Source organism: Streptomyces sp. NPDC031418 (assembly GCF_055581605.1).
The window spans coordinates 134,054-160,112 of record NZ_JBVIJC010000003.1; the positions used below are offsets into that span (position 1 = coordinate 134,054).

Annotated in this window: 26 protein-coding genes; 18 read left to right on the forward strand and 8 right to left on the reverse strand. The window is 73.3% G+C overall.

What is annotated here, in order from left to right; all coding sequences use genetic code 11:
- Positions 1 to 54 precede the first annotated feature (54 nt).
- The 13 genes from ACZ5CZ_RS04755 to ACZ5CZ_RS04815 all read left to right on the forward strand — a co-directional run bounded on the left by ACZ5CZ_RS04755 (position 55) and on the right by ACZ5CZ_RS04815 (position 13,592).
- Positions 55 to 486: a LuxR C-terminal-related transcriptional regulator gene (locus ACZ5CZ_RS04755; RefSeq protein ID WP_385847501.1), complete on the forward strand. Its 432-nt coding sequence runs from the start codon at positions 55 to 57 to the stop codon at positions 484 to 486.
- 91 nt (positions 487 to 577) lie between these two features.
- Positions 578 to 1,120, forward strand: coding sequence for a ParH-like protein (locus ACZ5CZ_RS04760; protein WP_468939165.1), 543 nt, complete (start codon positions 578 to 580; stop codon positions 1,118 to 1,120).
- Positions 1,117 to 2,433 (forward strand): MAB_1171c family putative transporter, encoded by a 1,317-nt coding sequence (locus ACZ5CZ_RS04765; RefSeq protein WP_468939168.1) that lies wholly within the window; start codon positions 1,117 to 1,119, stop codon positions 2,431 to 2,433. The genes ACZ5CZ_RS04760 and ACZ5CZ_RS04765 overlap by 4 nt, the downstream gene beginning before the upstream one ends.
- A gap of 110 nt (positions 2,434 to 2,543) precedes the next feature.
- Complete coding sequence (locus ACZ5CZ_RS04770; RefSeq protein WP_468939171.1) at positions 2,544 to 3,818, forward strand: MFS transporter; 1,275 nt, start codon at positions 2,544 to 2,546, stop codon at positions 3,816 to 3,818.
- Between the two features lie 216 nt (positions 3,819 to 4,034).
- On the forward strand, positions 4,035 to 5,276 hold the full coding sequence (locus ACZ5CZ_RS04775; protein ID WP_468939174.1) for an ATP-grasp domain-containing protein: 1,242 nt from the start codon (positions 4,035 to 4,037) through the stop codon (positions 5,274 to 5,276).
- Positions 5,277 to 5,379: 103 nt separating this feature from the next.
- Positions 5,380 to 6,486 (forward strand): DUF1611 domain-containing protein, encoded by a 1,107-nt coding sequence (locus ACZ5CZ_RS04780; RefSeq protein ID WP_468939177.1) that lies wholly within the window; start codon positions 5,380 to 5,382, stop codon positions 6,484 to 6,486.
- Positions 6,487 to 6,547: 61 nt separating this feature from the next.
- Positions 6,548 to 7,864 (forward strand): ATP-grasp domain-containing protein, encoded by a 1,317-nt coding sequence (locus ACZ5CZ_RS04785; protein ID WP_468939180.1) that lies wholly within the window; start codon positions 6,548 to 6,550, stop codon positions 7,862 to 7,864.
- The gene (locus tag ACZ5CZ_RS04790) at positions 7,848 to 9,059 is read left to right on the forward strand and encodes an NAD(P)-dependent malic enzyme (RefSeq protein ID WP_468939183.1); all 1,212 of its coding nucleotides are present in this window, start codon (positions 7,848 to 7,850) and stop codon (positions 9,057 to 9,059) included. The genes ACZ5CZ_RS04785 and ACZ5CZ_RS04790 overlap by 17 nt, the downstream gene beginning before the upstream one ends.
- 68 nt (positions 9,060 to 9,127) lie before the next feature.
- A complete protein-coding gene (locus ACZ5CZ_RS04795; protein WP_385847509.1) occupies positions 9,128 to 9,883 on the forward strand; it encodes an iron-containing redox enzyme family protein in 756 nt (251 codons plus the stop codon).
- Positions 9,884 to 9,955: 72 nt separating this feature from the next.
- Positions 9,956 to 11,323, forward strand: coding sequence for a 3-phosphoshikimate 1-carboxyvinyltransferase (gene aroA, locus ACZ5CZ_RS04800; RefSeq protein WP_385847510.1), 1,368 nt, complete (start codon positions 9,956 to 9,958; stop codon positions 11,321 to 11,323).
- A 52-nt stretch (positions 11,324 to 11,375) separates the two neighbouring features.
- Positions 11,376 to 12,257, forward strand: coding sequence for a phytanoyl-CoA dioxygenase family protein (locus tag ACZ5CZ_RS04805; RefSeq protein WP_385847511.1), 882 nt, complete (start codon positions 11,376 to 11,378; stop codon positions 12,255 to 12,257).
- Positions 12,258 to 12,282: 25 nt separating this feature from the next.
- Positions 12,283 to 13,134, forward strand: coding sequence for a PhzF family phenazine biosynthesis protein (locus ACZ5CZ_RS04810; RefSeq protein ID WP_385847512.1), 852 nt, complete (start codon positions 12,283 to 12,285; stop codon positions 13,132 to 13,134).
- 152 nt (positions 13,135 to 13,286) lie between these two features.
- Entirely contained in the window at positions 13,287 to 13,592 is a 306-nt protein-coding gene (locus tag ACZ5CZ_RS04815) for a chaplin (RefSeq protein WP_385847513.1), read from the forward strand.
- 67 nt (positions 13,593 to 13,659) lie between these two features.
- Here ACZ5CZ_RS04815 and ACZ5CZ_RS04820 read toward each other — a convergent pair whose 3' ends face one another.
- The 8 genes from ACZ5CZ_RS04820 to ACZ5CZ_RS04855 form a co-directional block, all read right to left on the reverse strand.
- Positions 13,660 to 14,526 (reverse strand): tyrosinase family protein, encoded by an 867-nt coding sequence (locus ACZ5CZ_RS04820; RefSeq protein ID WP_468939190.1) that lies wholly within the window; start codon positions 14,524 to 14,526, stop codon positions 13,660 to 13,662.
- Complete coding sequence (locus ACZ5CZ_RS04825; RefSeq protein ID WP_468939192.1) at positions 14,510 to 14,986, reverse strand: tyrosinase family oxidase copper chaperone; 477 nt, start codon at positions 14,984 to 14,986, stop codon at positions 14,510 to 14,512. The genes ACZ5CZ_RS04820 and ACZ5CZ_RS04825 overlap by 17 nt, the downstream gene beginning before the upstream one ends.
- Positions 14,987 to 15,108: 122 nt before the next feature.
- Positions 15,109 to 15,624, reverse strand: coding sequence for a hypothetical protein (locus ACZ5CZ_RS04830; RefSeq protein ID WP_385847516.1), 516 nt, complete (start codon positions 15,622 to 15,624; stop codon positions 15,109 to 15,111).
- Between the two features lie 112 nt (positions 15,625 to 15,736).
- Positions 15,737 to 16,321: a vitamin K epoxide reductase family protein gene (locus tag ACZ5CZ_RS04835; protein WP_385847517.1), complete on the reverse strand. Its 585-nt coding sequence runs from the start codon at positions 16,319 to 16,321 to the stop codon at positions 15,737 to 15,739.
- Positions 16,321 to 16,812, reverse strand: coding sequence for a DUF5949 family protein (locus ACZ5CZ_RS04840; protein ID WP_468939197.1), 492 nt, complete (start codon positions 16,810 to 16,812; stop codon positions 16,321 to 16,323). The genes ACZ5CZ_RS04835 and ACZ5CZ_RS04840 overlap by 1 nt, the downstream gene beginning before the upstream one ends.
- A gap of 156 nt (positions 16,813 to 16,968) precedes the next feature.
- Positions 16,969 to 17,259 (reverse strand): hypothetical protein, encoded by a 291-nt coding sequence (locus ACZ5CZ_RS04845; RefSeq protein ID WP_385847519.1) that lies wholly within the window; start codon positions 17,257 to 17,259, stop codon positions 16,969 to 16,971.
- 241 nt (positions 17,260 to 17,500) lie between these two features.
- A complete protein-coding gene (locus tag ACZ5CZ_RS04850) occupies positions 17,501 to 18,496 on the reverse strand; it encodes a hypothetical protein (protein WP_468939201.1) in 996 nt (331 codons plus the stop codon).
- 183 nt (positions 18,497 to 18,679) lie between these two features.
- Entirely contained in the window at positions 18,680 to 18,919 is a 240-nt protein-coding gene (locus ACZ5CZ_RS04855) for a chaplin (protein WP_385847521.1), read from the reverse strand.
- 217 nt (positions 18,920 to 19,136) lie between these two features.
- On the opposite strand from ACZ5CZ_RS04855, the gene ACZ5CZ_RS04860 reads away from it, so the two are divergent.
- The 5 genes from ACZ5CZ_RS04860 to murJ are packed head-to-tail and all read left to right on the forward strand — an operon-like array spanning position 19,137 to position 25,998.
- On the forward strand, positions 19,137 to 20,225 hold the full coding sequence (locus tag ACZ5CZ_RS04860; RefSeq protein WP_468939205.1) for a DUF3344 domain-containing protein: 1,089 nt from the start codon (positions 19,137 to 19,139) through the stop codon (positions 20,223 to 20,225).
- A 54-nt stretch (positions 20,226 to 20,279) separates the two neighbouring features.
- Positions 20,280 to 21,488 (forward strand): glycosyltransferase, encoded by a 1,209-nt coding sequence (locus tag ACZ5CZ_RS04865; protein WP_468939208.1) that lies wholly within the window; start codon positions 20,280 to 20,282, stop codon positions 21,486 to 21,488.
- Complete coding sequence (locus tag ACZ5CZ_RS04870; protein ID WP_468939210.1) at positions 21,485 to 22,906, forward strand: exopolysaccharide biosynthesis polyprenyl glycosylphosphotransferase; 1,422 nt, start codon at positions 21,485 to 21,487, stop codon at positions 22,904 to 22,906. The genes ACZ5CZ_RS04865 and ACZ5CZ_RS04870 overlap by 4 nt, the downstream gene beginning before the upstream one ends.
- A gap of 3 nt (positions 22,907 to 22,909) precedes the next feature.
- Positions 22,910 to 24,244, forward strand: a complete 1,335-nt coding sequence (locus ACZ5CZ_RS04875) for an O-antigen ligase family protein (RefSeq protein ID WP_468939215.1) — start codon at positions 22,910 to 22,912, stop codon at positions 24,242 to 24,244.
- Positions 24,241 to 25,998 carry a murein biosynthesis integral membrane protein MurJ gene (gene murJ, locus ACZ5CZ_RS04880; RefSeq protein ID WP_468939218.1) on the forward strand — a complete coding sequence of 586 codons (1,758 nt, stop codon included), beginning with the start codon at positions 24,241 to 24,243 and terminating at the stop codon, positions 25,996 to 25,998. The genes ACZ5CZ_RS04875 and murJ overlap by 4 nt, the downstream gene beginning before the upstream one ends.
- Positions 25,999 to 26,059 lie beyond the last annotated feature (61 nt).

Sequence of the window (26,059 nt, forward strand, 5' to 3'; positions counted from 1 at the left end):
ATTCGCTGGGTCGCTGTTTCTCATGCCCTTACACCGACAAGGGGGAAGCACGACGTGGAAGAAGCACTGACCACGGAACTCACCTGCCGGGAATCAGGTGTTCTGCGCTTACTGGCCGAAGGGCTGAGCAACCGGCTCATCGCCCGCAGACTCGGCATCTCCGAAAAGACCGTCAAGAACCACCTCAGCGGCATCTATCCGAAGATCGGGGCCGACGACCGGACCCAGGCCGCGCTCTACGCCCTGCGGCTGGGGCTGACCGGAGCCGACGCGGACGAAGCCCCCGCCGACTGCGAACTGACCGCGCGCGAGCGGGGCGTATTGCGGCTGCTGGCCCGGGGGTTGAGCAACCGGCTGATCGCCCGCAGGCTCGGGATCTCCGAAAAGACCGTCAAGAACCACCTCAGCGGCATCTATCCGAAGATCGGGGCGGGCGACCGGACCCAGGCCGCGCTCTACGCCCAACGGGTCGGTCTCGCCGCCTGACCGAAAACCGGCGGCCGGGCCGGATCTTTCTCTGTGGGCATCCCCTGTCACATGATGGAACCCTGAGCAGTGTCGTGTGGATGGGGGATCGATGATGAATCGCCGAGGTCTGCGCCGGAAATGCACCCGCCTGATCGAGGGTCTGAATCTGAGCGTCCCCTTTTCCCTGGAGGACCTCTGCCGTCAGACGTCCGAGCGGCGGCAACGCAGGATCCGCCTGGCGCCACTGGCCTTCCCGGCCAGTGGCCCGGCCGGACTCCTGGTCTCGACGGCCTCCGTCGACTACGTGTTCTACGAGGCGCACACCACGCCCACCCACCAGAACCACGTCGCCGTCCACGAGCTGGGCCACCTGCTGCTGGGCCACTCCGGCACCGACCCGGCCGGGGACGGCGGCCAGGTCCCCGGCGGCACCCTCCTCCCCGACGACATCGACCCCGCGCTCATCCGGCACATGCTGGGCCGCACCCACTACAGCCGCCCGGACGAGTACGCCGCCGAGTACTTCGCCACCCAGGTGCTGCGGCTGGTCAGCGGTCCCCCGCTGGACGCCGCCGCCGTACCGCCCGACATGCGCGACCTGGTGGGCCGGCTGGAACGCTCGCTCCGCCACACCACCGGTCCGCTGAGGTGACCAGCACGCTGGAACACGTCTTCAGCTGGACCCACACCCTCAGCGGGGTCATCAGCCTGAGCGCCTTCGGCTACAAGTGGCGTGACCTCAGGCGCGATCCGGGCAACCTGGCGCTGCGCGCGCTGTGCGGCACCCGCCTCTTCAACGGCATCGCCTATCTCTTCCTCGCCCCGGTGTCGTACCGCATGCTCGGCCGGCTGACGGGGGTGCCCAACCTCGGCACCCTCCTCGGTCACAGCTCCATCGTGCTGGCCGCCCTGTCCGCGCACGTGATGGTGACCGGCTGGTTCCACTCGCCCGAGGAGGCCAGACGCCGGCTGCCCCGGGTGGCCGCGCTCTACCTGTCGGCCATCGCCGCGATGACCGCCCTCTTCCTCGCCGCCCCGCTGCCCGGCGCCCACCCGGTCGACTTCGAGGTGCACTTCGCCACCCGCCCGGCGGCCGGCGCCTATGTGCTGCTGTTCCTGCTCACGTACGGGCTCAACCTCGCGAACACGGCACGGCACGTCTGGCCCTCCTCCCGTGCCGTGGCCCGGCCCCGGATCGCGCAGTCGCTGCGGCTGTCCGCGGTCGGGGCCTTCTTCGTCCTCGGCTTCATCCTAGGAAAGCTGGTCGGACTCGTGGGCCGCTGGTGCGGGCAGACCGCCTGGGACCAGGCGGCCGTCCTGTGGAGCCCGGTCATGGCGAGCACCGGCTCGCTGGTGATCGTGCTCGGCTACACCCTGCCCGGCTGGGGGACGGGCCTCGCCACCCGGCTGGAGCACTACAGGTCCTACCGCACCCTGCACCCCCTCTGGTCGGCCCTGTGCGAGGCCGCCCCGGGCATCGCCCTGCTGGAGCCCCGCTCCCCGCGGTTCGCCCTGTGCGCGAAGGACCTGCACACCCGGCTCTACCGGATGGTCATCGAGATCAGGGACGGCCAGCGGATGCTGCGCCCCTATGTGTGCGACGTCTGCGAGGACCGGCTGCGGGCCGGGCTGCGCGCCTGGCGCCCGGGGCAGGGGGACGACACGGACGTCCTCCTGGAGGCCGCGGTCCTCGCGCTGACCGTACGCCGGAAGCGGACCGGCCACCAGCCCTCCGGCACCTGGTCCGGTCCCGGCTCGCGCCAGTCCGGCAGCGAGTTCGCCGACGAGCTGGCCTGGCTGCGGCAGGTGGCCGAGGCCTACGCACGCGTGTCGGCCGACCGCGGCCCGCTGTCCGCGCTCCCGCCCTGCGACTGCACGGTGGCACCCGGCCCGGACGGCACCGACGGGCCCCCGGCCGAGGAGCGGCCGGACCCGCGCACCACCGACCCCAGCCGGAAGGCATGAGCCGCGCGGCGGACGTCGACCCCGGCCGCTACCGTGCCGTCACATCAGTCAGAGGGGCCCCGGTGCGCGGAACCCACGGCCGGGGCAGCAGTAGTGCCCGAGGGGAGCCGATGGACACCACAGAGCAGACCGGCGGTACGGCGCGAAGCGGCACCCGGGACTTACCGTCCCGGCTGGTGGCCCGCGGGCTGCTGCCCGAGCCGGGCCCCAAACGCGCCCTGGCCGCCGCCACCTTCGTCAACATGATCGGCAACGGCCTCTTCATGACCGGCGCCGCGCTCTTCTTCACCCGCTCGGTCGGCATACCGGTCGCCCAGGTCGGCGCGGGCCTGGGCATCGCGGCCCTGGTCGGCCTGGTGGCCGGCGTCCCCGTGGGCCACCTGGCGGACCGGCGCGGTCCGCGCGAGGTCTACCAGGGCGCGCTGGCCGTCCAGGCCGTCGCGATGGCGGCCCTGGTCCTGGTCCACTCCTTCGTCTGGTTCGTCGTCTGCATGTGCCTGGTCGAACTGGCCAACTCGGCCGGTACGGCCGCCCGGGGACCGCTGACCCGCGCGGTGGGCGCCCCCCACCCCACCCGGTACCGGTCCTATCTGCGGGCCCTGAACAACATCGCCGCCGGGTGCGGCGCGCTCGCCGCCGGTGTCGTCGTCCAGCTGGACACCCGTGGCGCGTATCTCGCGCTGGTCCTCGGCAACGCCGCCACCTTCCTGGTCTGCGCGGCCATCGCCACCCGCATCCCGTCCCTGCCGCCGGTCGGCGCACCGGCCGAGGGCGACCGCTGGACCGCCCTGAAGGACCGGCCGTACCTGGTGCTCACCGCCCTGGACGGGATCATGTCCATCCAGAACCAGGTGCTGGTCTTCGCCCTGCCCCTGTGGATCATCGGGCACACCCAGGCGCCGCGGTGGTTCGTCGGGGCGAGCGTGGCCGTCAACACGGTGCTGGTGGTGTGCCTCCAGGTGCGGGCGAGCCGGGGCATCGACGGCAACGCGGCGGCCGGCCGCACGGTGCGCCGCGCGGGGCTGGCGTTCCTGGTGGGCATGGCCCTGATGGCGGTGGCCGGCGGGGCGCCCGGCTGGCTGGCCGCGGCCGTCGTCGCGGTGGGCGTGGTGGTGCACACCTTCGGCGAACTGTGGCACACGGCGGCCTCGTTCGAGCTGTCCTTCGGTCTCGCCCCGGCGCACGCCCAGGGCCAGTACTCCGGCCTGTACGGCATCGGGCAGGGCCTGTCGAACGCGGTGGGGCCGCCGCTGCTGAGCATGGTCTGCATCGCCGGGGGGCGTCCCGGCTGGCTCGCCATGGGCGGTGTCTTCCTGGTCGTCGGGCTGCTCATGCCGTACGTCGTGAGCTGGTCGGACCGCACCCGGCCGCGGACCGCCCCCTGACCGCGCTCAGCATGGGCGCGTGTGCGGACGCAACCCTTCCGCAGCAAAGGACAGTTGGGACTTAGGTCCTATTCTGGGGGCGCTGCTCAGCTGACAGGATGAGGGACGCCGCGAGCACGACGGCGGCGTTGTGCCGGAGTCGAGCCGACCTGCCGGCGTCGCCGACCGGCCGCACCTGTCACTGGACACCGCGAGCAGTGAGGGCTGGCATTCTCCATGTCGGGCAAGATCCTGTTCCTGAACCGGTGGTCCCGGCACCCTGACGTCCGCCGCTGGGAGAACCGACTCGCCTCTCCCGAGGACCTCTTCGACCCGGACCGGGACCATGTCACCTATGTCTGCGACGACAAGGGGCGAAGCGGTATCCCGGCCGACGCGGACCGCGTGCACGTCGTACCGGACTTCACCGACCTGGACGACGTGCTGGCACACGTCGACGGCATCGTCCGCGCCGAGGGCCCGTTCGACCATGTCATCGGGTTCTCGGAGTTCCTCCTGGAGCTGGCGGCGACGATCCGCGAACGGCATGGGATCCCCGGTGCCACGGTCGAACAGACCGCCCGGTTCCGCGACAAGACCGTCATGAAGTCCGTCCTGGCCGAGGCCGGGCTGCGGGTGCCGCGCTGGACGGAGTGCCGCTCGGCGGACCAGGTCCTCGCGGACGCCGAGGAGCTGGGCTTCCCGCTGATCGTCAAGCCGAAGCGGGGAGCGTCCAGCCTCGGGGTGCGCGAGATCGCCTCGGCCGGTCAGCTGCGTGCCCTGTGCGCGCAGCAGAGCCTGGACGGGTACGAGATGGAGGAGTTCGTCCAGGGCGACATCCTGCACGTGGACGGCGTACTGGACCAGACGGGCAAGCCGCTGTTCCTGTGCACCTCGCGCTACCTCTCCACCTGTCTGCGGTTCGAGCTGCTCGGGGAGCCGCTGGGTTCCGTGCTCCAGACGGACCCGGAGGTCCGGGCGCGCTGCGAGGACTTCGCCCTGCGCTGTCTGAGCGCGCTCGGCCTGCGCGGCTCCGCGTTCCATCTGGAGCTGTTCGACACCGGGCGGGAGCTGGTGTTCCTGGAGGTCGGCGCGCGGGTGCCGGGAGCGGACGTCCCTTACGTCATCCACGACGTGCACGGGGTCAACCTGTTCCGGCTGTGGGTTGACGTCCTGCTGGGCCGGCCCGTCCAGCCGCCCGCGCCCGACCTGTCCCGGAGCGGGGGCTGGCTGACGATCCCGGGGCCGCGGCCGCTGCCGCAGCGTGTGCTCTCCGCGACCCCGCTCCTCGGCCGGGTCCCCTTCCTCTACCGGGAGCTGGTGCCCGAGCCGGGGGATGTCCTGGTCGAGCAGGCGGGCTCGTACGCGACGCTCCAGGGCGGGCGCTTCCTCTTCCGGGGCGGGCCGCAGGAGCAGATCGAGGCCGCCGTACAACGGGTGCTCGACGACTACCGGCTGACGGCCGAACCTGCCGCCTAACCCTGGGGGAACCGTCCGTCCCTCGACCGCAGTATCGATTCACCACAGCGCCGTTCCGCAGTACCGGTCCGCAGTCCAAGCATCGATCCGTGGAGGAAGACGCGTGAGTCAGCCGAACCATGCCGAGCTGGTCGACAAGAAGCTGGTCGTGTTCGCCGAGGAGTGCTTCGGCCTGTTCACGAGCAAGGTCGCGGCCTCCCTCCTCCGCTACCGCGCGGACCGTGTCGCCGCCGTGATCGACAGCGCCCAGGCGGGCAAGACCGTGCAGGACGTGCTCGGTTACGGCGGTTCGATCCCCGTCGTCGCCCGGCTGGAGGACGTGCAGCACCTGCACCCCGAGGTGCTGGTCATCGGCAAGGGGCTGCACTCCGCCGACCTGCCGGAGAACTGGCGGCCGCATCTGCTGTCCGCGCTGCGGGGCGGCCTGCACATCATCAACTCCATCCACTTCCGGCTGCGCACCGACCCGGAGCTGGCGCGGGCCGCGGACGAGAGCGGCAGCATCATCTGGGAGACCAAGGACGCCCCCGAGGTCCCGCTGAACAAGGCCCGGGTGCTGGATCTGGACACCTGGATCATCCACACCTGCGGCAGCGACTCCAACATCGGCAAGAAGACCACGGGCCTCCAGATCTGGCAGGAGGCCAACCGCCGGGGCATCGCCACCGGGTTCGCGGCGACCGGGCAGAGCGGCATGATGATCTCCGGCCACGGTGTCGCCGTCGACGGGGTGCCGGGCGACTTCATGGGCGGCGCCGTGGAGCAGGTGGTGCTGGGTGCCGCGGCCGGGAACGACTGGGTGGTCGTGGAGGGGCAGGGCTCGCTCAACCACATCGGCGCGAGCGGTGTGGCCCTGGCCATCCTGCACGGCTCCCTGCCGAACGTCCTGGTCTTCTGCCACCGGCTGGGCGCGGAGCGTACGAAGGTCTGGGACACGCCCATCATCCCGCTGCCGGAGCTGATCCGGATGAACGAGGAGCTGACCGTCTTCGAGCGGCCCGCGAAGGTCGCCGCGGTCAGCGTCAACAGCGCCGGGTTCTCCGACGAGGACTTCCGGCGGGAGGCGGAGAAGCTGGAGGCGGAGACCGGGCTGCCGGTCGTCGACCCGTGCCGCGACGGCGGCGCCGGCCGGCTGGTGGAGATCCTCCAGGAGCACCAGCGCACCACCGCGGAACTCCAGCGCGCCCGGATCACCCGGGTCCTTCGCTGACCGCCCGCCCTTCGCTCGCTGCGCCCCCGCGGTGCAGTGCGTATGCAAAGGAAGTGCACACGTGGAGAAAGCAGTTCTGCTGCTGATGCACCAAGGCAAGTCCTTCACCGAGGAGGCCGCGGCGGCGGCCGCGCGGCTCGGTCTGCCGCTGGTCGCCGTCAGCTCCCGCCCGGAACACCCCGAGGCGCTGGCCGAGTCCCGCCGGCACCTCGCGGACTGCGTGGTCACCGAGGACCCGGTGCTCGGCTTCGGCGACGTCGAGAAGGCGGTGCGCGAACTCGCCACGCGGGGCTACACGGTCCAGGCGGCCCTCGCCACCTTCGAGGGCTACCGGCTGCTGATGGCCGAGCTGAACCAGCTGCTCGGCGCGCACGACTCGGCCGTGGCCGCGCTGCGGCTGTGCCTGGACAAGTTCGAGCTGCGCCGGTTCCTCTTCGAGCGCGGACTGAGCCAGGTGCGCGGCACCCGGCTGACCCCCGGCACGGTCCCCGACCTCGACCCCGCGACCCGGTGGTTCGTCAAGCCGGTGCGCGGCGCGTCGTCCTTCGCGGCGTTCACCCTGGAGGATCCGAAGGACCTGGCGGACCTGCCGGCGATCCAGCAGCAGATGCGCAGTGACCGCCGTATGCAGGCGATCTTCATGGAGCAGTACGACTTCCTGGTCGAGGAGTACGTCGAGGGACCGGAGTTCAGCTTCGAGACGGTCGTCCTCGGCGGCGAGGCCCGGCATCTGTGCGTGCACGAGAAGGCGCGGGTGGAGCGGCACGCGCGGACCACACTGGAGGCGATGTCCATCAGCCCGCCGGTCTGCCTGGACCGCGAACTCGTGCTGGAGGGCGCCGAGTTCGTCTCCAGCTGCCTCGGCGCGCTACGGGAGCTGGGGCTCAGTGCGGGCGCCTTCCACATCGAGGCCAAGTACTGGGCGGACCGGCGACGCTGGGAGATCATCGAGATCAACCCGCGGATGGGCGGCAGCCTGATCGACGCCAGCGTGCAGGCGGTGACCGGGTGTTCGCTGCTGTCGCTGTGGACCGAGTCGCTGCTGCTGCCCGCCGACGGCACGGACGCCTTCCTGGCCCGCCTCACCGAGGTCTCGCAGCTGGAGGCGCTCCGGGCCGGCACCGCCACCAGGGGCACCCTGTTCCTCAGCAAGTACGGGGAGAAGGGCCGGACCGTCGACGCCATCGGCTTCGACCCGCCCACGCGCCCGCCCCGGATCCTGAAGCTGCACGTCGAGCCGGGCACCCGGCTGGACGAGTCGGACCGGGCGATCTGTCTCATGGACGCGCTGTGGGACGTGGCGGCCGCCGACCTCGCCGCCGAAGTTGACTTCCTCGACCGCCACGCGACGGAGCATTTCCATGTCCGCTACCGCTGAGCCGACCGGCACCGACGACCCCAACGACCCGGTCTTCGACCTCCACACCGGCGGCAAGCTGGAGATCCGTGCCACCGTCCCGCTGCGCGACCGGACGGACCTGGCCCGCGTCTACACCCCGGGCTTCACCCGGGTCGCCCAGCGGATCGCCCGCGACCCCGAGGAGGCCCGCCGCTTCTCGGTCAAGCGGAACACCGTCGCCATCGTCACCGACGGCACCGCCGTGTCCGGCCTGGGCGACCTCGGTCCGCTGGCCGCGCTGCCCGTCATGGAGGGCAAGGCGCTGCTCTTCAAGGAGTTCGCGGGCATCGACGCCTTCCCGCTCTGCCTCGACACCCATGACGTGGACGAGATCGTCCGTACGGTCGCCTGCGTGGCACCGACCTTCGGCGGCATCATGCTGGAGGACATCGCCGCGCCGCGCTGCTTCGCCATCGAGGACCGGCTCCGCGCCGAGCTGGACATCCCCGTCCTCCACGACGACCAGCACGCCACGGCGGTGGCCGCCACCGCCGCGCTGATCAACGCCGCCAAGGTCGTGGACAAGGACCTCGCCGGCCTCAAGGTCGTCATCGCCGGCACCGGCGCCGCGGGCACCTCGACGGCCCGGCTCTTCATGGACGCCGGGGTGCGCCGCATCGTCGCCTGCGACCGCCAGGGCGCCCTGCACCGCGGCCGCCCCGACCTCGCCGGACTCGGCGACGCCAAGCGGTGGTTCGCCGAGCACACCAACCCCGGGCAGGAGACCGGTTCGCTGCGCTCGGTGCTGGCCGGCGCCGATGTGTTCGTCGGCTACGCCGGGCGGGGTGTGCTCGCCCCGGAGGACCTGCGCACCATGGCCGCGCGGCCGGTCGTCTTCGCCCTGTCCAACCCCTCCCCCGAGTTCCTGCCGGACGAGGTCGACGGCATCGCCGCGATCCTCGCCACGGGCCGCAGCGACCTGCCCAACCAGATCGACTGCGGGCTGTGCTACCCCGGCATCTTCCGGGGCGCCTTCGACGCCGGGGCGCCCCGCATCACCGAGGCGATGAAGACCGCCGCCGCACGGGCCATCGCCGAGCTGGTCGACGAGGCCGCGCTCGACCGCGGCCGGATCGTCCCCGACATCTTCGACGGGGTGGCCCCGCACGTGGCGAAGGCGGTCGCCGAGGCCGCCGCCGCGCCGGACGCCACCCACCCGTCCTTCCCGCTGTGATCCGTCCCTCCGCCCGTCCGCCCGCCGACCCGAGCGGGGCGGACCGGCGACACCACAAGGAGACCGCGATGAACCGCGTGCAGAACACCGGGATCACCCATCCGAAGCCGTACTTCGCCGACGAGGAGCAGAGCCGCAAGGCGAAGGCGGAGCTGGACGCCTACATGGACAAGAAGATGGAGGAGTGGAAGAACACGGTTCCGTTCGCCTCCCACATGACGGACCCGGAGCTCCACGAGGCCTACTACAAGCGCACCCTCATCGAGCACGTGTGGCGGATCCGGCTCTCCCGCGTCAGCCAGTCCAAGGCCATCTACAAGATCGCCCAGATCTCGCCCAAGGCCGCCCACGACTACGCGCACTACCAGGCCGACGAGATGCTCCACGACAAGCTGTACATCAGCGACTGCGAGTCGGCCGGCATCACCCTGGACGAGATCTACAACACCGAGCCGTACCTGTCCACGCGCCTGTTCGAGGGCTTCTTCTACTACGCGCTGGAGCACGAGGGCCCGCTCGCCCCGGTCGTCTCCAACTACCTGGTGGAGTACACCCAGGCCAAGCTCCAGCCGGCGATCGTGAAGAACCTCCAGGAGCGGCTCGGCAAGGAGAAGGTCAAGGGCCAGGCCGCCCACCTCCACGTGGACACCACCGAGGACCACTCCATGGAGATGTGGAAGGTCCTGGAGCAGCTGATCTTCAGCGAGGAGGACTACCGCAAGGTGTTCAAGTACCTGGACGACGTCCAGGAGATCCTCGCCATGTTCTTCCGGGAGATCTACGAGGACACCGTGGCCAAGCACAAGGAGTCGGCCGCCGTCTGACCCGGCCCGACGGGACGGGCGGCCCTCGCCCGTCCCGGTCCTCGTCCACGACCGAGAGCACCCGGAGACGGAATGCTGCTGAGGGTTGAACCCATCGCGAAATTCTCGGGGACGTTCCGTGTCCCCTCCTCGAAGCCGGAGACGCAGCGGGCGATCCTGGCGAGCACCCTCGCCGAGGGCCGCTCGCGCATCGCCAACGACCTGCGCTGCGACGAGACCGAGACGATGAAGAACGCCTGCCGTGCGCTGGGCGCCGAGATCGTCGAACACGACGGCCACCTGGAGATCACCGGGTCCGGCGGGCTGAAGCACCCCGGACGGACGATGATCCAGGCCAAGGGCTCCGGACTGGTGTTCCGGACCCTGACGGCCCTGACCTCCATGCTGTCCGAACCGGTCGTGGTGACCGGTGACGAGACCCTGTGCAAGCGCGTCATGTCACCGCTGCTGGACGCCTTGCGCGAACTCGGCGCGGACATCGAGTCCGTGTGCCGCGACGGCAACGCGCCGGTGGTCAACTGGGGCGGCCGGCTCAAGGGCGGCAGCTGCCGGCTGCCCGGCAACGTGAGTTCGCAGTTCATCACCGCCATCCTGTTCGCCGCGCCGTTCGCCGAGCGGCCGGTGGAGATCGAGGTGGCCGGCCAGGTCCACTCGAAGTCGTACATCGAGCAGACCCTGCACACCCTGCGGCAGGCGGGCGTCAAGGTCACCGCCTCCGACGACTACCGCAACTACCGGGTGGAGCCCTCCCGGTACCGGGCGCAGGACGTCCATGTGCACGAGGACTACACCTCGGCCTCCTATCTGCTGGCCGCGGCCGCCCTGTACCCGGGGCGGACGGTCTTCACCCATGTGCACGGCACCACCACCCAGGGCGAGTCGGCGATCATCGGCATCCTGGAGCGGCTCGGGCTGCGGATGACGCTCGACCGCGCCGCCGCCACCCTGACCGTGGACAGCCCCGCCGAGGGTCTGCGCGGCGACTTCCACGTCGACGCCACCGACTGCCCGAACATCGTGCCCACCCTGGCCGCCATCGGCGCCTATGTCGAGGGCACCCTGCGGGTCACCGGCGCCCGCGTCACGGCCTTCCACAAGGCCTCCCGGATCGAGGCGATGGTCACCGAGCTGACCCGGGCGGGCGTCGACATCGAGCCCCTGTACGTCGACGGCGTCTGCGACGGCTTCGAGGTGCGCGGCGCGCCGACCTACCCCGGCGGCGTCACCTTCTCGCACTGGGGCGACCACCGCATCTTCATGTCGCTGTTCGTGGCCGGCCTGCGCATGCAGTCGCCCAACCGGTACACCGGCTCCGAGGAGGTCCGACTCTCCTTCCCGGAGTTCTTCGCGGAGTTCGCCAAGGCGGGCGTCACCACGTCGGTCGTCGAGGAAGCCGGGGAAGCCGCGCAGGCCGGGGAACCGGCGGTAGCCGTCGGCTGAGCCCGGCCGAGCACACCCACCAACCGAGCCCCTCTGGAAGGAACCGCCACCGATGTCCGGATACGACCCGGCCGCGCTCGCGAAGGACTATCGCGAGCAGGGCTTCGCCGTGGCCGAGCGCCTCTTCGACCCCGACGAGGTCGCCGAGCTGAACAACGCCATCACCGAGATCCTGAGTGTCCCCGACATCGGGTCGGTCGCCGAAGTGGAGCCCGGGGACCGCGGCATGGCCCGGCGGATCTGGTCGCCCACCAAGCAGCACGCCGCGTTCGAACGGGCGGCGGCCGCCCCGAAGCTGCTCGACGCCGTCGAGCAGCTCATCGGCCCCGACATCCTGTTCCACTACAGCAAGCTGCACCTCAAGGCGCCGCAGGTCGGCAGCGAGGTGGACTGGCACCAGGACTTCGCCTACTACCCGCACACCAACACCGACCTGGTGACGGCGCTGATCTACCTGGACGACACCACCGTCGAGAACTCCTGCCTGCGCGCCATCCCCGGCTCGCACCGGCAGGGCATGGCCGACCACTACGTCGACGGCTGGTTCCGCGGCAAGGTGAGCGGCGACGCCGCCCCCGACCCGGCGCTGGCCGTGCCGATCGAGGCGCCGGCGGGCAGCGTGGTCTTCATCCACTGCCTGCTGCTGCACTACTCCGCGCAGAACCTCTCGGACCGCTACCGCCGGGCCTTCCTGCCGGCCTACCGCGCCGCCGACGCCTACCCCATCTACTTCGGCCCGCACGCGGCGCACAACGAGCCCGGGGTGACCCTGCTGCGCGGTAGCCTGTCCCACACCGCGCGGGTGGAGGCCGGGGCCTGGCGGCTGCCGCTGGCCGAGCGCCCCTTCGGCTCCCTCTTCCAGCTCCAGGAGGGCGCCCACACGTCCGACAAGGCCGCTGTCACGGGGTACGCCACGTTGGAGGACAGCAAGTGACCGACGCCCGTCCGGGGCACCGCCGATGAGCACGCCGCCCGTGACCCTCGTCCACGCCTGCCTGCGCGACGGCACGGGCGGCAGCCCCACCGCGGTGGTGCTGGAGGAGCGGCCGCTGAGCGACACCGAGCGCCGTCGCGTCGCCGCCGAGTACGGCACCTCGCACGCCGTGTACGTGCGTGTCCGGCCCGGAGCCCCGGAGGCGGACCTGCGCTTCTTCACCGCGGAGGAGGAACTTCCCGCCTGCGGGCACGGCACGGTCGCCGCGCTGGCGTTCCTCGCCGCGCGGGCCGGCACCGGGGACGGGGAGCCGTACCGGGTCACCCTGCACACCGCCCGGCGCGTCTTCGACGGCCGCGCCGAACGGCACGGGGACCGGCTCACGGCCGCCTTCCCGGCCGGTCCGGTCGAGCTGCGCGAGGCGACCGGCGCCGAGCGCTCCTCGGTGCTGCCCGCGCTGGGTCTGGGACCGGACGCGGCCGGGCCGGACCTGCGGGTGGCCGGGGTGGGCCGGGAGCGGATCCTGGTGCCCGTCGCCGACCGCGCCGCGCTCGCCGCGCTGGCCCCGGACCAGGACCGGCTGCGCGCCGCCTGCGACCGGTTCGGCCTGCTCGGCGCCTACGTCTACTCACCGCCCTCCGACCGGGGCTCCCTCGCCGCCCGCATGTTCGCGCCGTCCATCGGCGTGCCGGAGGACATCGCCAACGCCAACAGCACGGCGTGCCTCGCCGCGCACCTGGCCACCCGGGGCGTCACCGAGATCGCCGTCGACATGGGCGACGCGCTCGGCAGCCCCGCCACCGTCACCGCCTCCTGCCCGGACCCCGGGCGCCCCGGCGTCCATGTCGGAGGCGCCGCCCGGCTCGCCGCTGGCTGACGCCCGGGCGGCGCGGCGATGAAAGGGTGATCCCCGGCCGCTCACCGTGACCGCCTTCGCGCAGCGACGTTGAACGGGAAGTGCAGCGGCTGGCTTTGCCGCCGCACTTTTCCGAGCAACGAGCTCTTCAGAGCGGACAGAAGGAGAACGTGATGTCTCGCATCGCGAAGGCGGCCGCCGTCGCCCTCGGTACCGGCGCCGTGGTGATCAGCGGGGCCGGCCTGGCCCTGGCCGACGCAGGCGCCCAGGGTGCTGCCGTCGGCTCGCCCGGCGTGGTGTCCGGCAATGTGCTCCAGGTGCCGGTCGACATCCCCGTCAACCTGTGCGGGAACACCGTCGACATCATCGGCCTGCTGAACCCGGCGTTCGGCAACACCTGCGTCAACGGCGTCCACAAGAGCGGCACCCCCGGCCAGCCCGGCCCGGGCCACTACGGCGACAACGGCTACGGCAACTGATCCGTTCCCGCGCACACAGCAGAGCCCCGGCACTCCGAGCGCCGGGGCTCCGGTGTGTGCGGGCCCGTCACGCGTAGCGGTAGATCCCGCTCATGTCCTCCAGCTGGTCGGGCGTCTCGTCCCACGGCGGCAGCTTCTGGTGCCGGGCGACGACCCGGGCGTGCTGGTCGTCCGCGAGGCCGGGCGGCTCGGCCGGCAGGTAGCGGTGGTTGCGGTGGGCGTGCTGCCAGCGCTGCCACTGGAGGTCGATGAAGGCGTGGTGCAGCCAGAACACCGGGTCGTTGACGGAGGCGGCGCCCACCATCGCACCGCCGACCCAGCGGTGCACCCGGTTGTGGTTGTGCCAGGAGGCGTTGCCGGTGCCCGTCCCCCAGCCCTCCAGCCGGTTGCGAAAGCCCCGGCCGGCGGTCGAGTCCCAGGGCCAGGCGTCGTACACGGTCTCGTCCAGCGCCCACTGGAGATCGCTCCGGGTGGGCAGCTCCAGCGGTGCGGCGGCGCGGCCCAGGTCCCGGGTGAGGAACCTGCCGTCGGTGACGCCCACCTTGAGGGTCCAGTGGCCCGCCGAGTAGGCGAACGGGCCGGTCGTCACCTGCCGGTCGGAGCGCCGCCCGGTGCCGCCGAGCAGGTCCTTCGTCCACGGCACGGAGGTCTTCGTACGGTCCCGGGTCCAGTCCCAGTACGGCACCGTCACCGACGAGTCGACGCGGCGCAGGGCCCGTTCCAGCTCCAGCACGAACCGGCGGTGCCAGGGCAGGAAGGAGGGGGCCATGTGCGCGGTGCGCAGACCGGTCTCGCCGTCGGGGTTGAAGTGGTCGATGTGCATGCGCACGAACTCGTCGTACTCGCCGCGCCGTTTGAGTTCCAGCAGCGCGTTCACGAACCGCCGTCGCTCGCTCGGGGTGAGCGTGCTGACGTCCTTACGCACGTACGCCATCGGAGCCCCCCATGTGCGCATGGTCCATCGGCCCCGGTGCGAGGTCGCGCAGGTGCCGGCCGGGGCCGATCTCGTCGACGGCGGCGCGGGTCGCCTCCAGCGGGGTGGCGTACGACGTGTAGTGGTCGAGCATGCTCAGCCAGGTGCCGTCGGCCCGCCGCATCAGGTGCAGCGGGTGGCCGTCGATGGTGATCCGCCAGTCGCCGTCGGCGGTCTTCCGCCCGGCGACCGGCACCGCCACGCCCTGGATGCGACGGCCCCGGTAGGTCTCGTCGAAGGAGGTGCTGCCGGGGCCGGGGGCCGGCGGCAGCGGGCGGGAGGCGGCCACCAGCGGGGCCAGGGCGAGCGCGGCGGCCGAGGCCAGCAGGCCCCGGGCCGCCTCCCGCCGGGACGGTCTGGCCGCCCCCGTTCTGGTCTGCTGCTCCGTCCCCACCGCCATTGCACCGACACCGACGACCATCGCTCGCTCCTCGTCCGGGTTCTGCTGTCCGTACCGGCTAACCGGTCGAGGGCGGGCGGGGTCACCGCCGGGGGGCCATCCGGCGCATCACCGCCTGGCCGGGGTCCTATTCCGGAGCGGCTCTACAGGCCCGGGCCGGTGCCCAGGTCGCCGCCGGCGACGGTCCGGACGACCGGGGCGAGGACGCCGAGCTGGGGCAGCTTGAGGTCCGGAAGGCCGAAGTTGTCGGGGTTGGGCGCGGTGAGGGGGAGGTCCGCGCTCAGACCGGGGGCGAGGGTGTGCAGGTCGTTGGCGGGGGCGTTCAGGGCGACGTGGTCGAACCGGTCGCCGAGCAGCCGGGGCAGCGGGGCCCGCAGGTCGACGCCGGGCAGCGCGCCGCTGACCGGCACCTGGGGCAGGGTCCGGTCGGGCACCAGGCGGCCGGTGACATAGCGCGGCCCGTCGGGTGCCTCCGGCATGATCAGCGGCAGCTCCAGGGAGGCCTTGGGCACTTCCATGCCCAGCGACTGCGACACGCCCTCCAGCGGCACCGGAACGGGGACCGTGCCGACCGCTGCGGCGGGCGTGGCTGCGGCACCCACCGCGGCCGCGACTCCCGTGACGACTGCGGCAAGGGTTCCTCGGGTGGTCGGCTTCATGTCAGCTACGGTCCCTTCCGGGGTGTGGGGGTTCGACGTCCGTACCGCGTAACTGGCGCCGTCCGAGCGGGAAAACGGCATCCGTCCGCAATTCCCCCGAGTGCCGTAATAGTCAGCTCGTCCAGAAGTCCCACCAGCGGGTCAGGATCAGCATGCCGACCACGCCGATGTGCAGCAGCGGCGGCACCCAGGTGAATTCGGCGAAGAAGGTCCTGAGCCAGGCGGGGGCGGGCAGATAGCCGTGGCGGACGACCAGCGCGGTGGCGTACCAGAAGATCAGGATGGTGGCGACCCAGGCCAGGCAGCACCACAGGCACAGCGCGTCGATCCGGTACAGCGACTGGAACTGGAGCCAGGAGACGAAGCCGATGCCGAACGCGCTGCCGGCCTCGAACAGCAGCCAGTACCAGCCGGGGAAGCGGGCGTCGGCCAGCAGGCTCACCCCGACGCAGACGACGATGCCGTAGGCCACCAGGCCCAGCATCGGGTTGGGGAACCCGAAGACCTGGGCCTGGTGGCTCTTCATCACGCTGCCGCAGGACACCACCGGGTTCAGGCTGCACCCGGGCACGAACCCCGGGTTCTCCAGCAGCTTGAACTTGTCGAGGGTGATGACCCAGGAGGCGAGCAGTCCGGCGGCGCCGGTGAGCACCAGCAGCACACCGAACCCCCGGCCGCCGGCCAGGGCCTTGGGCATCAGCCGCGCAGGCTGGTGGCGGGCAGGACGATGTGCGCGGCGGCGTTCAGGGTCTCCTCGGCGCCGGCGAACGCGGCCAGGTCGGCCGCCTCGACGGGCTGTCCGGGCCGTCCCTCGGGCCAGGCCCGGGTGGTGAAGACGAGGTAGGCGTAGCCGCGTTCGGCGACGGCGGCGAGCCACTCCGGCGGCGCGTCGGCCTGGGCGACCAGCTGCGGCATGCGGACCACGGCCTGGCCCGCCTCGACCAGCAGGCTGACGGGGAGGCTGGGCCGGCTGGCGCCGTCGACGAGTTCGCCGCCGACCGGCAGTCCGTTGCCGGTCAGCAGCTGCTCGACCGCTGCCGCCGTCGCCTCCGGGCCACCCTCGGCGTCCCCGAGGGAGTAGGCCAGCAGATAGGGCATGTCGGAGCCGTCGGGGGCCTCGCCGCTCCAGGCCAGGACGACCAGCGTGCCGAGGTCGGCGGGACGGGTTTCGGTTGAGGATGAGGTCACCGCGCGACCCTATCGACGCCTCCGGGCGCCCCCGGGCGGCTTCTCACCCTTCCGGACCAGTGCCGGCGGCCGCTCCACACGAACGAGGGAAAGACCCCCAAAACACCGGGGGCCGGTGCCGCGGGTGCGGTACCGGCCCGGCGCGCGGGAACGGCGTCAGCTCTGCAGGGGCAGGCCGCCGAGCAGGGGGTTGTGCTGGTTCAGCGCGCCGGTGGCGCCCTTGACCGTGTGGAGCACGGAGTCCTTGTTCTCGCTGTCGAGCGCGTCCGACTGGTGCTGGATCGGCATCGCGTCGTGCAGCGTGAGGGGACCCTTGGTGAGCTGGTTGACGGCGCCGTTGAGGCTGGTGGGCGTCACGTCGGCGGCGTTGTAGGCGAACGCGGGCGCGGCGGCACCGGCGAGGGCCAGGGAACCGGCAACGACGGCGGCAGCCTTCAGGGACTTCATCGTGTTCCTTTCTTCGGCAACTCACGTCACCCCTGGGGATTCTGACGCCGTGCCTAACGAGTCCCGGCCGGGCCGGAAACCCCGCGTGCAGAAGACATATGAGATCCGCGAAAAGCGGTTTTCCGGGAAAATACCGGGCAACACGCACGCGCCGCGCCGGAAAACCCCTCGGCCGTCGCACCGCGGCCGGGGCGGCCACGGCACGACGGCCGAGGGGGCGGGGGGGGGAGGCCGGCCCGGATCAGCCGGTGGCCGGCAGGCTCGGCAGCGCGGGCGCCGAGGGCAGGGAGGGCAGCGAGGCCAGGCTGGGGGTGGGCAGGCCGCTGCCGAGGAGCGTGGTCGTCAACAGGTTGACCAGGCCGTCGACGACGCCGGTGGCGGAGGAGACCAGCTTGTCGAGGTCGGAGGTGACCGCGTCCACCAGGCTGTCGACCGCCTTCTCCAGCGCGCTCAGCGCGTCGTCGGTGAGGTCACGGGCCGAGGGCAGCTTGTTCCCGTCACGGCTGGTCTTCGCGCTCAGCGGGAGAGCGGCGGCTGCGGGCAGGGAGTGGGCGGCCGGGGCCGCGGGGGTCGCGGGCGCGGTCGGGGTGGCGGGGGCCGTCGGCGTGGCCGGCGCGGTGGGAGTGGCCGGGGCCGTGGGGGTGGCGGGCGCGGGCGCGGTCGGGGTCGCCGGGGCCGTGGGCGTGGCGGGGGCCGTCGGAGTCGCGGGTGCCGTCGGGGTGGCCGGGGCGGTGGGGGTGGCCGGCTTGGCCGGCGCGGCGGGGGTGGCCGCGGCCGGCACGGTCGTGGTCGTCGGAGTGGCGGGCACCGTGGGGGTGGCGGGCGCGGTCGGGGTCGCGGGCGCCGTGGGGGTGGCGGGGGCCGTCGGGGTGGCGGGCGTCGTCGGCGCGGCCGGTGTCGTGGGGTTGGGGGCGGTCTGGGCCACCGGGCGGGTCGCGGCCTCGGCGATGGCCTCCTTGGCCGCGGCGCCGAGTCTTCTGGCCTGGTCGGCGGGGAGCTTGCCCTTTTGCAGCGACTGCTCCAGCAGGACGACAACCGGGTTGAGGACGGAGCCGGTCTGGTGCAGGGCTCTGACCTGGGCGAGCAGCTTCTCGGCTCCCGGGACGGGCGCCCGCGAAGCAGCATGGGCGCGCTCGTGTGCCGAGTCGGCTGCGACGGCGGCCGGGCCGGTGATACCGACCAGGACCGCGGCGCAGAGGGTGGTGGACGCGAGACGCCGCGCGGGCAGACCACGCATGGGAGTTCCTTTCGGCGGGCTTCGGTGAAATACCAGGACCTGAGCCCACCGTCGGTTCATCGATCACACCTCGCAACCGCGCGAACACCCGCTGTGATCCGTCCGGGGGAGCGCAAAACCGGCCGCCCGCCCCGCGACGCTGGATCGAGGGCGGACGGCCGGCCGAAGGGTTGCGTCCCGACGTCAGTCGTTGACGCAGGTGTTGCCGAACGCCGGGTTCAGCAGACCGATGATGTCGACGGTGTTGCCGCAGACGTTGATCGGCACGTGGATCGGGATCTGGACGACATTGCCCGACAGCACGCCCGGCGAGTGGGCGGCGACGCCGTTCGCACCGGCGTCGGCGGAGGCCGCACCGGCGCCGCCGGCGACGGCCGCGACGGCGGCGGAGGTCAGGACCAGGCCCTTCGCGATACGCGACATGGAGAGGTGCTCCTTGAGATCGAAACAAACATCCGGGCGGGGATGCCCAGCGCTGTGTCAACGCGTGGCGCGCCGGGGGGTTGCGCCGCCAATGGAGTGAAGCGCCCGGTGGAACGCCTTCACGATTCCGACACACTTGCCCGGTTTCTCCGTATTGGTACGGATGGCCACTAGAGTTGCGGACCTCTCCAGTACGTGGGAAAGGGCACCGCCGGTCATGCGCAAGTTCCTGGGTCCGCTGCTGCGTACGACGGCGAGCGCGCTCGCCCTGACCGCCCTCTGCTCCCCCGCCCACGCCCGCCCCGCCGTGCCGGCCGCCCCGCCCGCGCCCGAGGCGACCCGCCTGGGCTTCGCCGAGCGCTACCACGCCGTCCAGCACGGCGGGTTCGTCCGCGCGGCCGACACCACCATCACCTGCCGCTCCCCCGAGGCCCCCGACTGCGCGGCGGCCCGCGCCGGACAGGGCGGGGTGAACGCCGACTTCGACATGTTCTACGTCGACGTCGACGACAACCCCGACACCTACAACTCCTCCCGCGCCGAGGTCCGCGTCCCCGAGGGCGGCCGGGTGACCTACGCCCGGCTGTACTGGGGCGGCAATCTGCGGGTCGGCGAGCAGAAGCCGCCCGCCGACGACGGCCGGGTGCTGATCGCCGAGCCGGGCGGCGCGTACAAGGAGCTGCTCGCCGACACGGTCGTGGGCCACCAGGTGGCGCACGGCGCGGACGCCTACCAGGCCTCCGCGGACGTCACCGAGCTGGTCCGCGGCAGCGGTTCGGGGCTGTACACCGTGGCGCAGGTCAACACCGCCATGGGCAGATCGGCGGCCGGTGCCTGGGGCGGCTGGACGCTGGTGGTGGCGTACGAGAACCCGGCGGAGCCGCTGCGCACGCTGTCCCTGTGGGACGGCTTCGACGCGCTCGACCAGCCGCTCGACGTCCGGCTGCGCGGGGTGCGGGTGCCCGCCGGGGCGAGCGGGCGCGCCGGGCTGGTGGCGTACGACGGCGACCGGGGCAGCTCCGGCGACTCGCTCACCCTCTCCCCCGGCCCCCGGCGTACGCCGGGGGCACTGGGCGATGCCGCCGATCCCCCGGACGACGTACTGAACTCCACGATCAGCGAACCGGACGGACTACCGGCGCAGCGGGTTCCGGCCTACGTCAACACGCTCGGCTACGACTCCGACATGTTCGATCTCGCCCCGGCCCTGCAACGCGGTGGTGACCAGCCGGGCTTCCGGCTCGTTTCCCACGCGGACACGGCATGGGCCGGCGTGCTCTTCGCCGCCGTCGACGCGCAGGTGTGAGGCGCGTTCCCGACCGCAGCCCCCGAGCGCACCCCGGAGCGAGGTATCCCGCGAATGCACCAGTCAGCACCCGACCCTCGGCCGCGGGTCCTGCACCTCGCGCAACCCGTCGACGGCGGTGTCGCCCGGGTCGTACTGGACCTGGTCGGGGCCCAGCTCGCGGCGGGCCTGCCGGTCACCGTGGCCTGCCCCGGCGGCGAACTCGCCCGGGGCGCCCGGGACCTGGGCGCCGAGGTGCGCGCGTGGCGGGCCGGCCGCTCCCCCGGTCCGGGCCTGCCGGGAGAGGTACGGCGGCTCGGACGTCTGCTCGACGAGGTACGGCCCGAACTGCTGCACGCCCACAGCGCCAAGGCCGGTCTGGCCGCCCGGCTCGCCGTGCGCGGCCGGATCCCGACGGTGTTCCAGCCGCACGCCTGGTCGTTCGAGGCGGTCGGCGGCCTCACCGCGGCGCTCGCGCTGCGCTGGGAGCGGTGGGGGGCGCGCTGGGCCGACCGGGTGCTCTGCGTCAGCGAGGCGGAGCTGGCCACCGGCCGCAGGGCCGGCATCCGGGCGACGTACACGGTCGTCCCCAACGGCATCGACACCGACCGCTTCGCACCCGGACCGGGCGACGCGGACGGTGCCGCCGACGATGACGACGACGCGGAGGGTGCCGCCCCGCTCGTCGTCTGTGTGGGCCGGCTGTGCCGCCAGAAGGGCCAGGACGTCCTGCTGCGCGCCTGGGAGGACGTACGGCGCGTGGTGCCGCAGGCGCGGCTCGTGCTGGTCGGCGACGGTCCCGACCGCGACGCGTTACGGCAACTCGCCCACCCCCGCGTGCACTTCACCGGTGCCGTCGCCGATCCGCTGCCCTGGTACCGGGCCGCCGATCTGGTGGTGCTCCCCTCCCGCTGGGAGGGCATGGCACTCGCCCCGCTGGAGGCACTGGGCTGCGGCCGGCCCGTCGTACTCACCGACGTCGACGGCGCCCGGGAGAGCCTGCCGCCCGCCCTCGTCCCCCACTGCCTGGTCCCCCCGGAGGACCCCGCGGCCCTGGCCACGGCGATCACCGCGCTGCTGACCGACCCGCCGCTCGGCGCGGCACTCGGCGCCGCGGGCCGCCGGCACGTCCTGGCCGCGCACGACGTACGGCACACCGCCGCCCGGGTCGCGGACCTGTACCGCGAACTCCTCGGCGCCGCCGACGGCCGCGGCGCCCCGCAGGCGCACCGCCCACCAGCCCACCCCGTGCCCACCGAGTGCAGGGAGTCCATCCACTCGTGACTGCGGAAAGTACCGTCCCCTCCCCCGGCGCGCAGCCATGGGACCGCGGATTCTCGCCCGTCTCGGTGCTGCCGGCCCGTGCCGCCGGCGGCTTCCGGTTCCCGCTGCGCCGCCCGCCGGCGCGGCCCGTCCCACCGCTGCCGCTGCTCGCCGCCGACCTGGCCGCCGCGCTGGCGGGCGCGGCCGCGCTGGACGCGGCGGCCCACCGGCCGCTGCTGGTGGCCGCCCTGGTGTCCGGCGCACTGCTGCTGCGCCCGCACACGGCGCGCCCGGTGCCCGGTGTCCTCGACGAACTGCCCGCGGTGTGCGGCCGGATCGCGGTGGCCTGGCTGGGCCTGGCCACCCTGCTCGCCGCGCACGCCCCCGCGCACGCCCTCACCGCCCGGACCCTGCTGCTCGGCTGGGCGGTGCACGCGGCGGCGGCCTGTACGGGCCGGGGCCTGGTGCACTGGCGGCGCCGGGTGGCGCTGCTGCGGCACCCGCGCACCGCCCTGGTGATCGGGCCCGCCGCGACCGCGCAGCGGGTGTCCGCCGCGCTGCTGCGGCACCCGCGCTGCGGGGTGCGGCCCGTGGGGGTGGTCGCCGAACACCCGGACGGCGGCGGCGGGTTGCCGGTGCTGGAGACCGGCGAGGAGGTGGAGCGGGCGCTCATCCAGAACGGGGTGCGGGTGGTGCTCACCGTGGACCCGGCCGTACGCACCGCCCAGGGCCCGCTGCTGCGGGCGCTGGCCGAGTCCGGCTGCGCGGTGTGGGAACTGGACGCGGACTGCCCGGCGTACGAGGTGCACGAGCAGCTCGCCGGGTTCGCCGTACGGCGGCTGGACCTGGGCACCGGGCGGCGCACCAGCCCCGGCAAGCGGCTGCTGGACGTGGTGCTCTCCGGGACGCTGCTGGTCCTGGTCAGCCCGGTGCTGCTGGTGTGCGCGGTGGTGCTGCGGCTCACCGACGGGCCGGGCGTGGTGTTCCGGCAGGAACGCATCGGCAAGGACGGCCGCCCCTTCACCCTGCTGAAGTTCCGCACCCACCGCCCGGCCGACGAGCACGAGGCCGCCACCCGGTGGAGCGTGGCCGGCGAGCGCCAGATGAGCGGCTTCTGCCGGTTCCTGCGGAAGACCTCGATGGACGAGCTGCTCCAGCTGTGGAACGTCTTCCGCGGTGACATGAGCCTGGTCGGCCCGCGCCCCGAACGCCCTTACTTCGCCGCCCAGTTCGGCCAGACCTACCCCGGCTACGCGGCCCGCCACCGCATGCAGACCGGCATCACCGGGCTCGCCCAGGTCAACGGCCTGCGCGGGGACACCTCCATCGAGGACCGGGCCCGCTTCGACAACGCCTACATCGACAACTGGTCGCTGTGGCAGGACATCTGCATCCTGCTGCGCACCGCGGCCGCGCTCGTGCGCCCGACGGGGAGCTGACCCATGGCCCTCGCCCTGCCGTCGCGCCGCCCGGCCCGGCTCTCCCCGGTGCTGGCCGTGGTCGCCGTGGTCGCCCTGCTCGCGCTGCCGGCCGCCCCCGGCGGCGAGGGCGGCGCGGGCCCCGCCGACGCGCTGTCCGCGCTGGTCGTCGCCGGCTGCGCGGTACGGCTGCTGCGCGCGCGCCGGCGCCCTCTCGGCCGTACCGCCGCGGTGGCCCTGGGTCTGCCGGTGCTCGGTGTCTCGCTCGCCGCGATGAACGCGCTGACCCCGGGCGACGGGATCACCGGCCTCGGCCGCTACCTCCAGATCTTCGTCCTGGTGCCGGCCGCGGTGCTGCTGCTCATCCGGGACCGGGCCGACTTCCGGCTGCTGGCCTGGGCGTTCGTGGCGCTCGCGGGCTGGCAGGGCGCGGTCGGCGTGCACCAGTACGTCACCGGGACCGGCGCCTCCTACCAGGGCGAGGACATCCGCGCGGTCGGCACCTTCGGGCCGACCGATGTGATGGGCATGGCGACGGTGGTCTCCTTCGGGCTGGTCTGCGCGGTGGGCCTGGCCCTGGGCCGGAGTACGGCACGCGCCCGCGCCGGCGCCACCCTGTGCGCCCTCGCTCTGCTCCTCCCGCTCGCGCTGTCCTTCAGCCGGGGCGCCTGGATCGCCACCGCCGTGACGCTCACCGTCCAGCTGGTGCTGGCCGGGCTGCGCCGCGCGCTGCGGATCGGGGCGGCGGTGGTGGCCGCGGGCGTGGTCCTGGTCGGCGGGCTCGGTGTGGGTACGGCGATGCTCCAGCAGCGGATCAACAGCATCACGCAGGTCACCGCCGCGCCCGACCAGTCGGTCACCGACCGGTACACGATGTGGGCGGCGGCCACGGACATGTGGCGCGAGCACCCGCTGACCGGGGTCGGTCTGAAGGCGTTCCCCGCGTACCGCGACGGACACGCCTCGCTCGCGCTCTCCTCCGGCAGCGACACGGAGGGCGCCGGCGCGGCCTTCCGCCGCCAGCCGCTGCTGTCCCCGCACAACATGTACCTCCTCGTCCTCGGTGAACAGGGCCTGATCGGGCTGGTGTGCCTGGCGGGCGGCTGGCTGGCCCTGCTGGTGTGCGCCGTGCGCGGCCTGCTCCGGGCCCGCGCGGCCGGCGGCCGGGGCCTGGACTGCGCGCTGGTCGCGACCGGCCTGCTGGTCTGGCAGCTGGTGGACTTCGCGTACGCCGACATCGGCGGCCCCTCGACCGTCCTGACGGCGGTCTGCTTCGGCCTGGTCGCCTGGTGGTCCCTGACCGGCGCGGACCACCTCCCCCTACCCACCCCGCCCCGGGGAGAGGCGGCAGCGCGATGACGAGCCCGCTCCCCGGCACCACACCGGAGCCGGTCGCCGGTACCGACACGGTCGCCGGTCCCGAGGTGTTTCCCGGTGCCGGTGCCGAAGGGGTCGTCGGGGCGCGTGCCCGGGCGGAGGCCGGTGCGGGCGTGGTGCCGGGGGCGCGGGGGGCCGGGGAGGGCGGCGGGGAGCGGGTGCCGAGTCGGCGGTTCCTCGCCAGGGCGGCCCTCGTCACCGCGTGTCTCTCGGTCGCGGGGGCGTTGCTCGGGCTGCTGCGGGACCAGTCGCTGGCCCGGCTGTTCGGGGCCGGCGAGGACACCGACGCGTTTCTCGTCGCCTGGACCGTGCCGGAGTTCGCGGCCACCCTGCTCATCGAGGACGGGCTGGCGTTCGCGCTGATCCCCGCGTTCAGCGCGGCCCTGGCCCGGCGTGCGCAGGGCGCCCCCGGGGACCCGGTCCGCTCGCTGGTCGCGGGCACGCTGCCCCGGCTGGCGCTGGCCTTCGCGGCCGTCGGCGCGCTGCTCGCGCTGGGCGCCCCGCAGCTGGTCGCGGCGCTCGCGCCGGGCCTGCACGACCCAGGCCTCGCGGTGGACTGCACCCGGCTCACCGCGACCTGCGTGCTGAGCTTCGGCCTCGCCGGGTATTGCAGCGCGGCCCTGCGCGCCCACCGCCGCTTCCTCGCCCCGGCCGCGATCTACGTCGCCTACAACACCGGCATCGTCACGGCGATGTACGGCCTCGGCGGCCAGTGGGGGGTGCGGTCGGCCGCGTTCGGGGTGGCGGCGGGCGGCTGCCTCATGGTCGCGGTCCAGCTGCCGCCGCTCTGGCGGGAGCTGGGCAGACGCCGTACGGCTCCCCAGGTGCCCGCGGCGGCCGCGGCGGGCCGGCCGATCGATGTGCTGGTGCTGGCGACCGTGCTGCTGTTCGCGCTGTGCCGGCAGTCCCAGGTGCTGATCGAGCGGTTCCTCGCCTCCACGCTGCCCGCCGGGGCCATCTCGCATCTGAACTACGCGCAGAAGGTCGCCCAGATCCCGATGACGCTGTCGATGATGCTGTGCACGGTCACCTTCCCGGTGGTCGCCCGGGCACTGGCCGACGGCGACACCGAGGGGGCCCGCGAGCGGGTGGAGCGGGATCTGGTGCTCGCCGCGGGCCTGGTGCTGCTCGGCGCCGCCGCGGTCGTGGCCTGTGCGCCGCAGCTGATCGGACTGCTGTTCCAGCGGGGCGCGTTCACGGCCGCGGACACGGCGGCGACCGCCGGTGTGATGCGGGTGTACGCGCTCGGACTGCTCGGCCAGACGCTGACCGGTGTGCTGGTCCGCTCCTGGTTCTCCGCGGGCCGCGCCACCTGGTACCCGGTGGGCGCCATGGCCGCGGGCATCGTGGCGACCTCCTGGATCGGCGCCTGGACGGTGGACAGCTGGGGCGTCACCGGCATCGCCGCGGGCAACGCCACCGGCATCACCCTCACCGCCGCCCTGCTGCTGGCGGGCTCGGGGCAACGGAAGGCGCCGCGGGCGCACGGCGTGCCCGTCCGTGTCCGGCTCGTGCTGCGGGAGCTGAGCCGGCCGCTGCGCGCGGCGGTGGTCGCCGCCCTGGCGGGTTCCTGGACCGCCGGCCTGCCGCGCTCCCCGCTCGCCGGCCTGATGGTCGGCGGCACCACCGTCACCGTCGTCTTCGTGCTGCTCGGCTGGGTGCTGGGGGCGCCCGGCGTCGCCCCCGTCCGGTCCGTACGCACCCTCACCCGAAGGCTCGCCCATGCCCTGCGTTGACACGGCCCAGCGCCACCGGCCCGCCCCGCTCCCGCCGCCCGGGCCGGTCCCGTGGATCGCC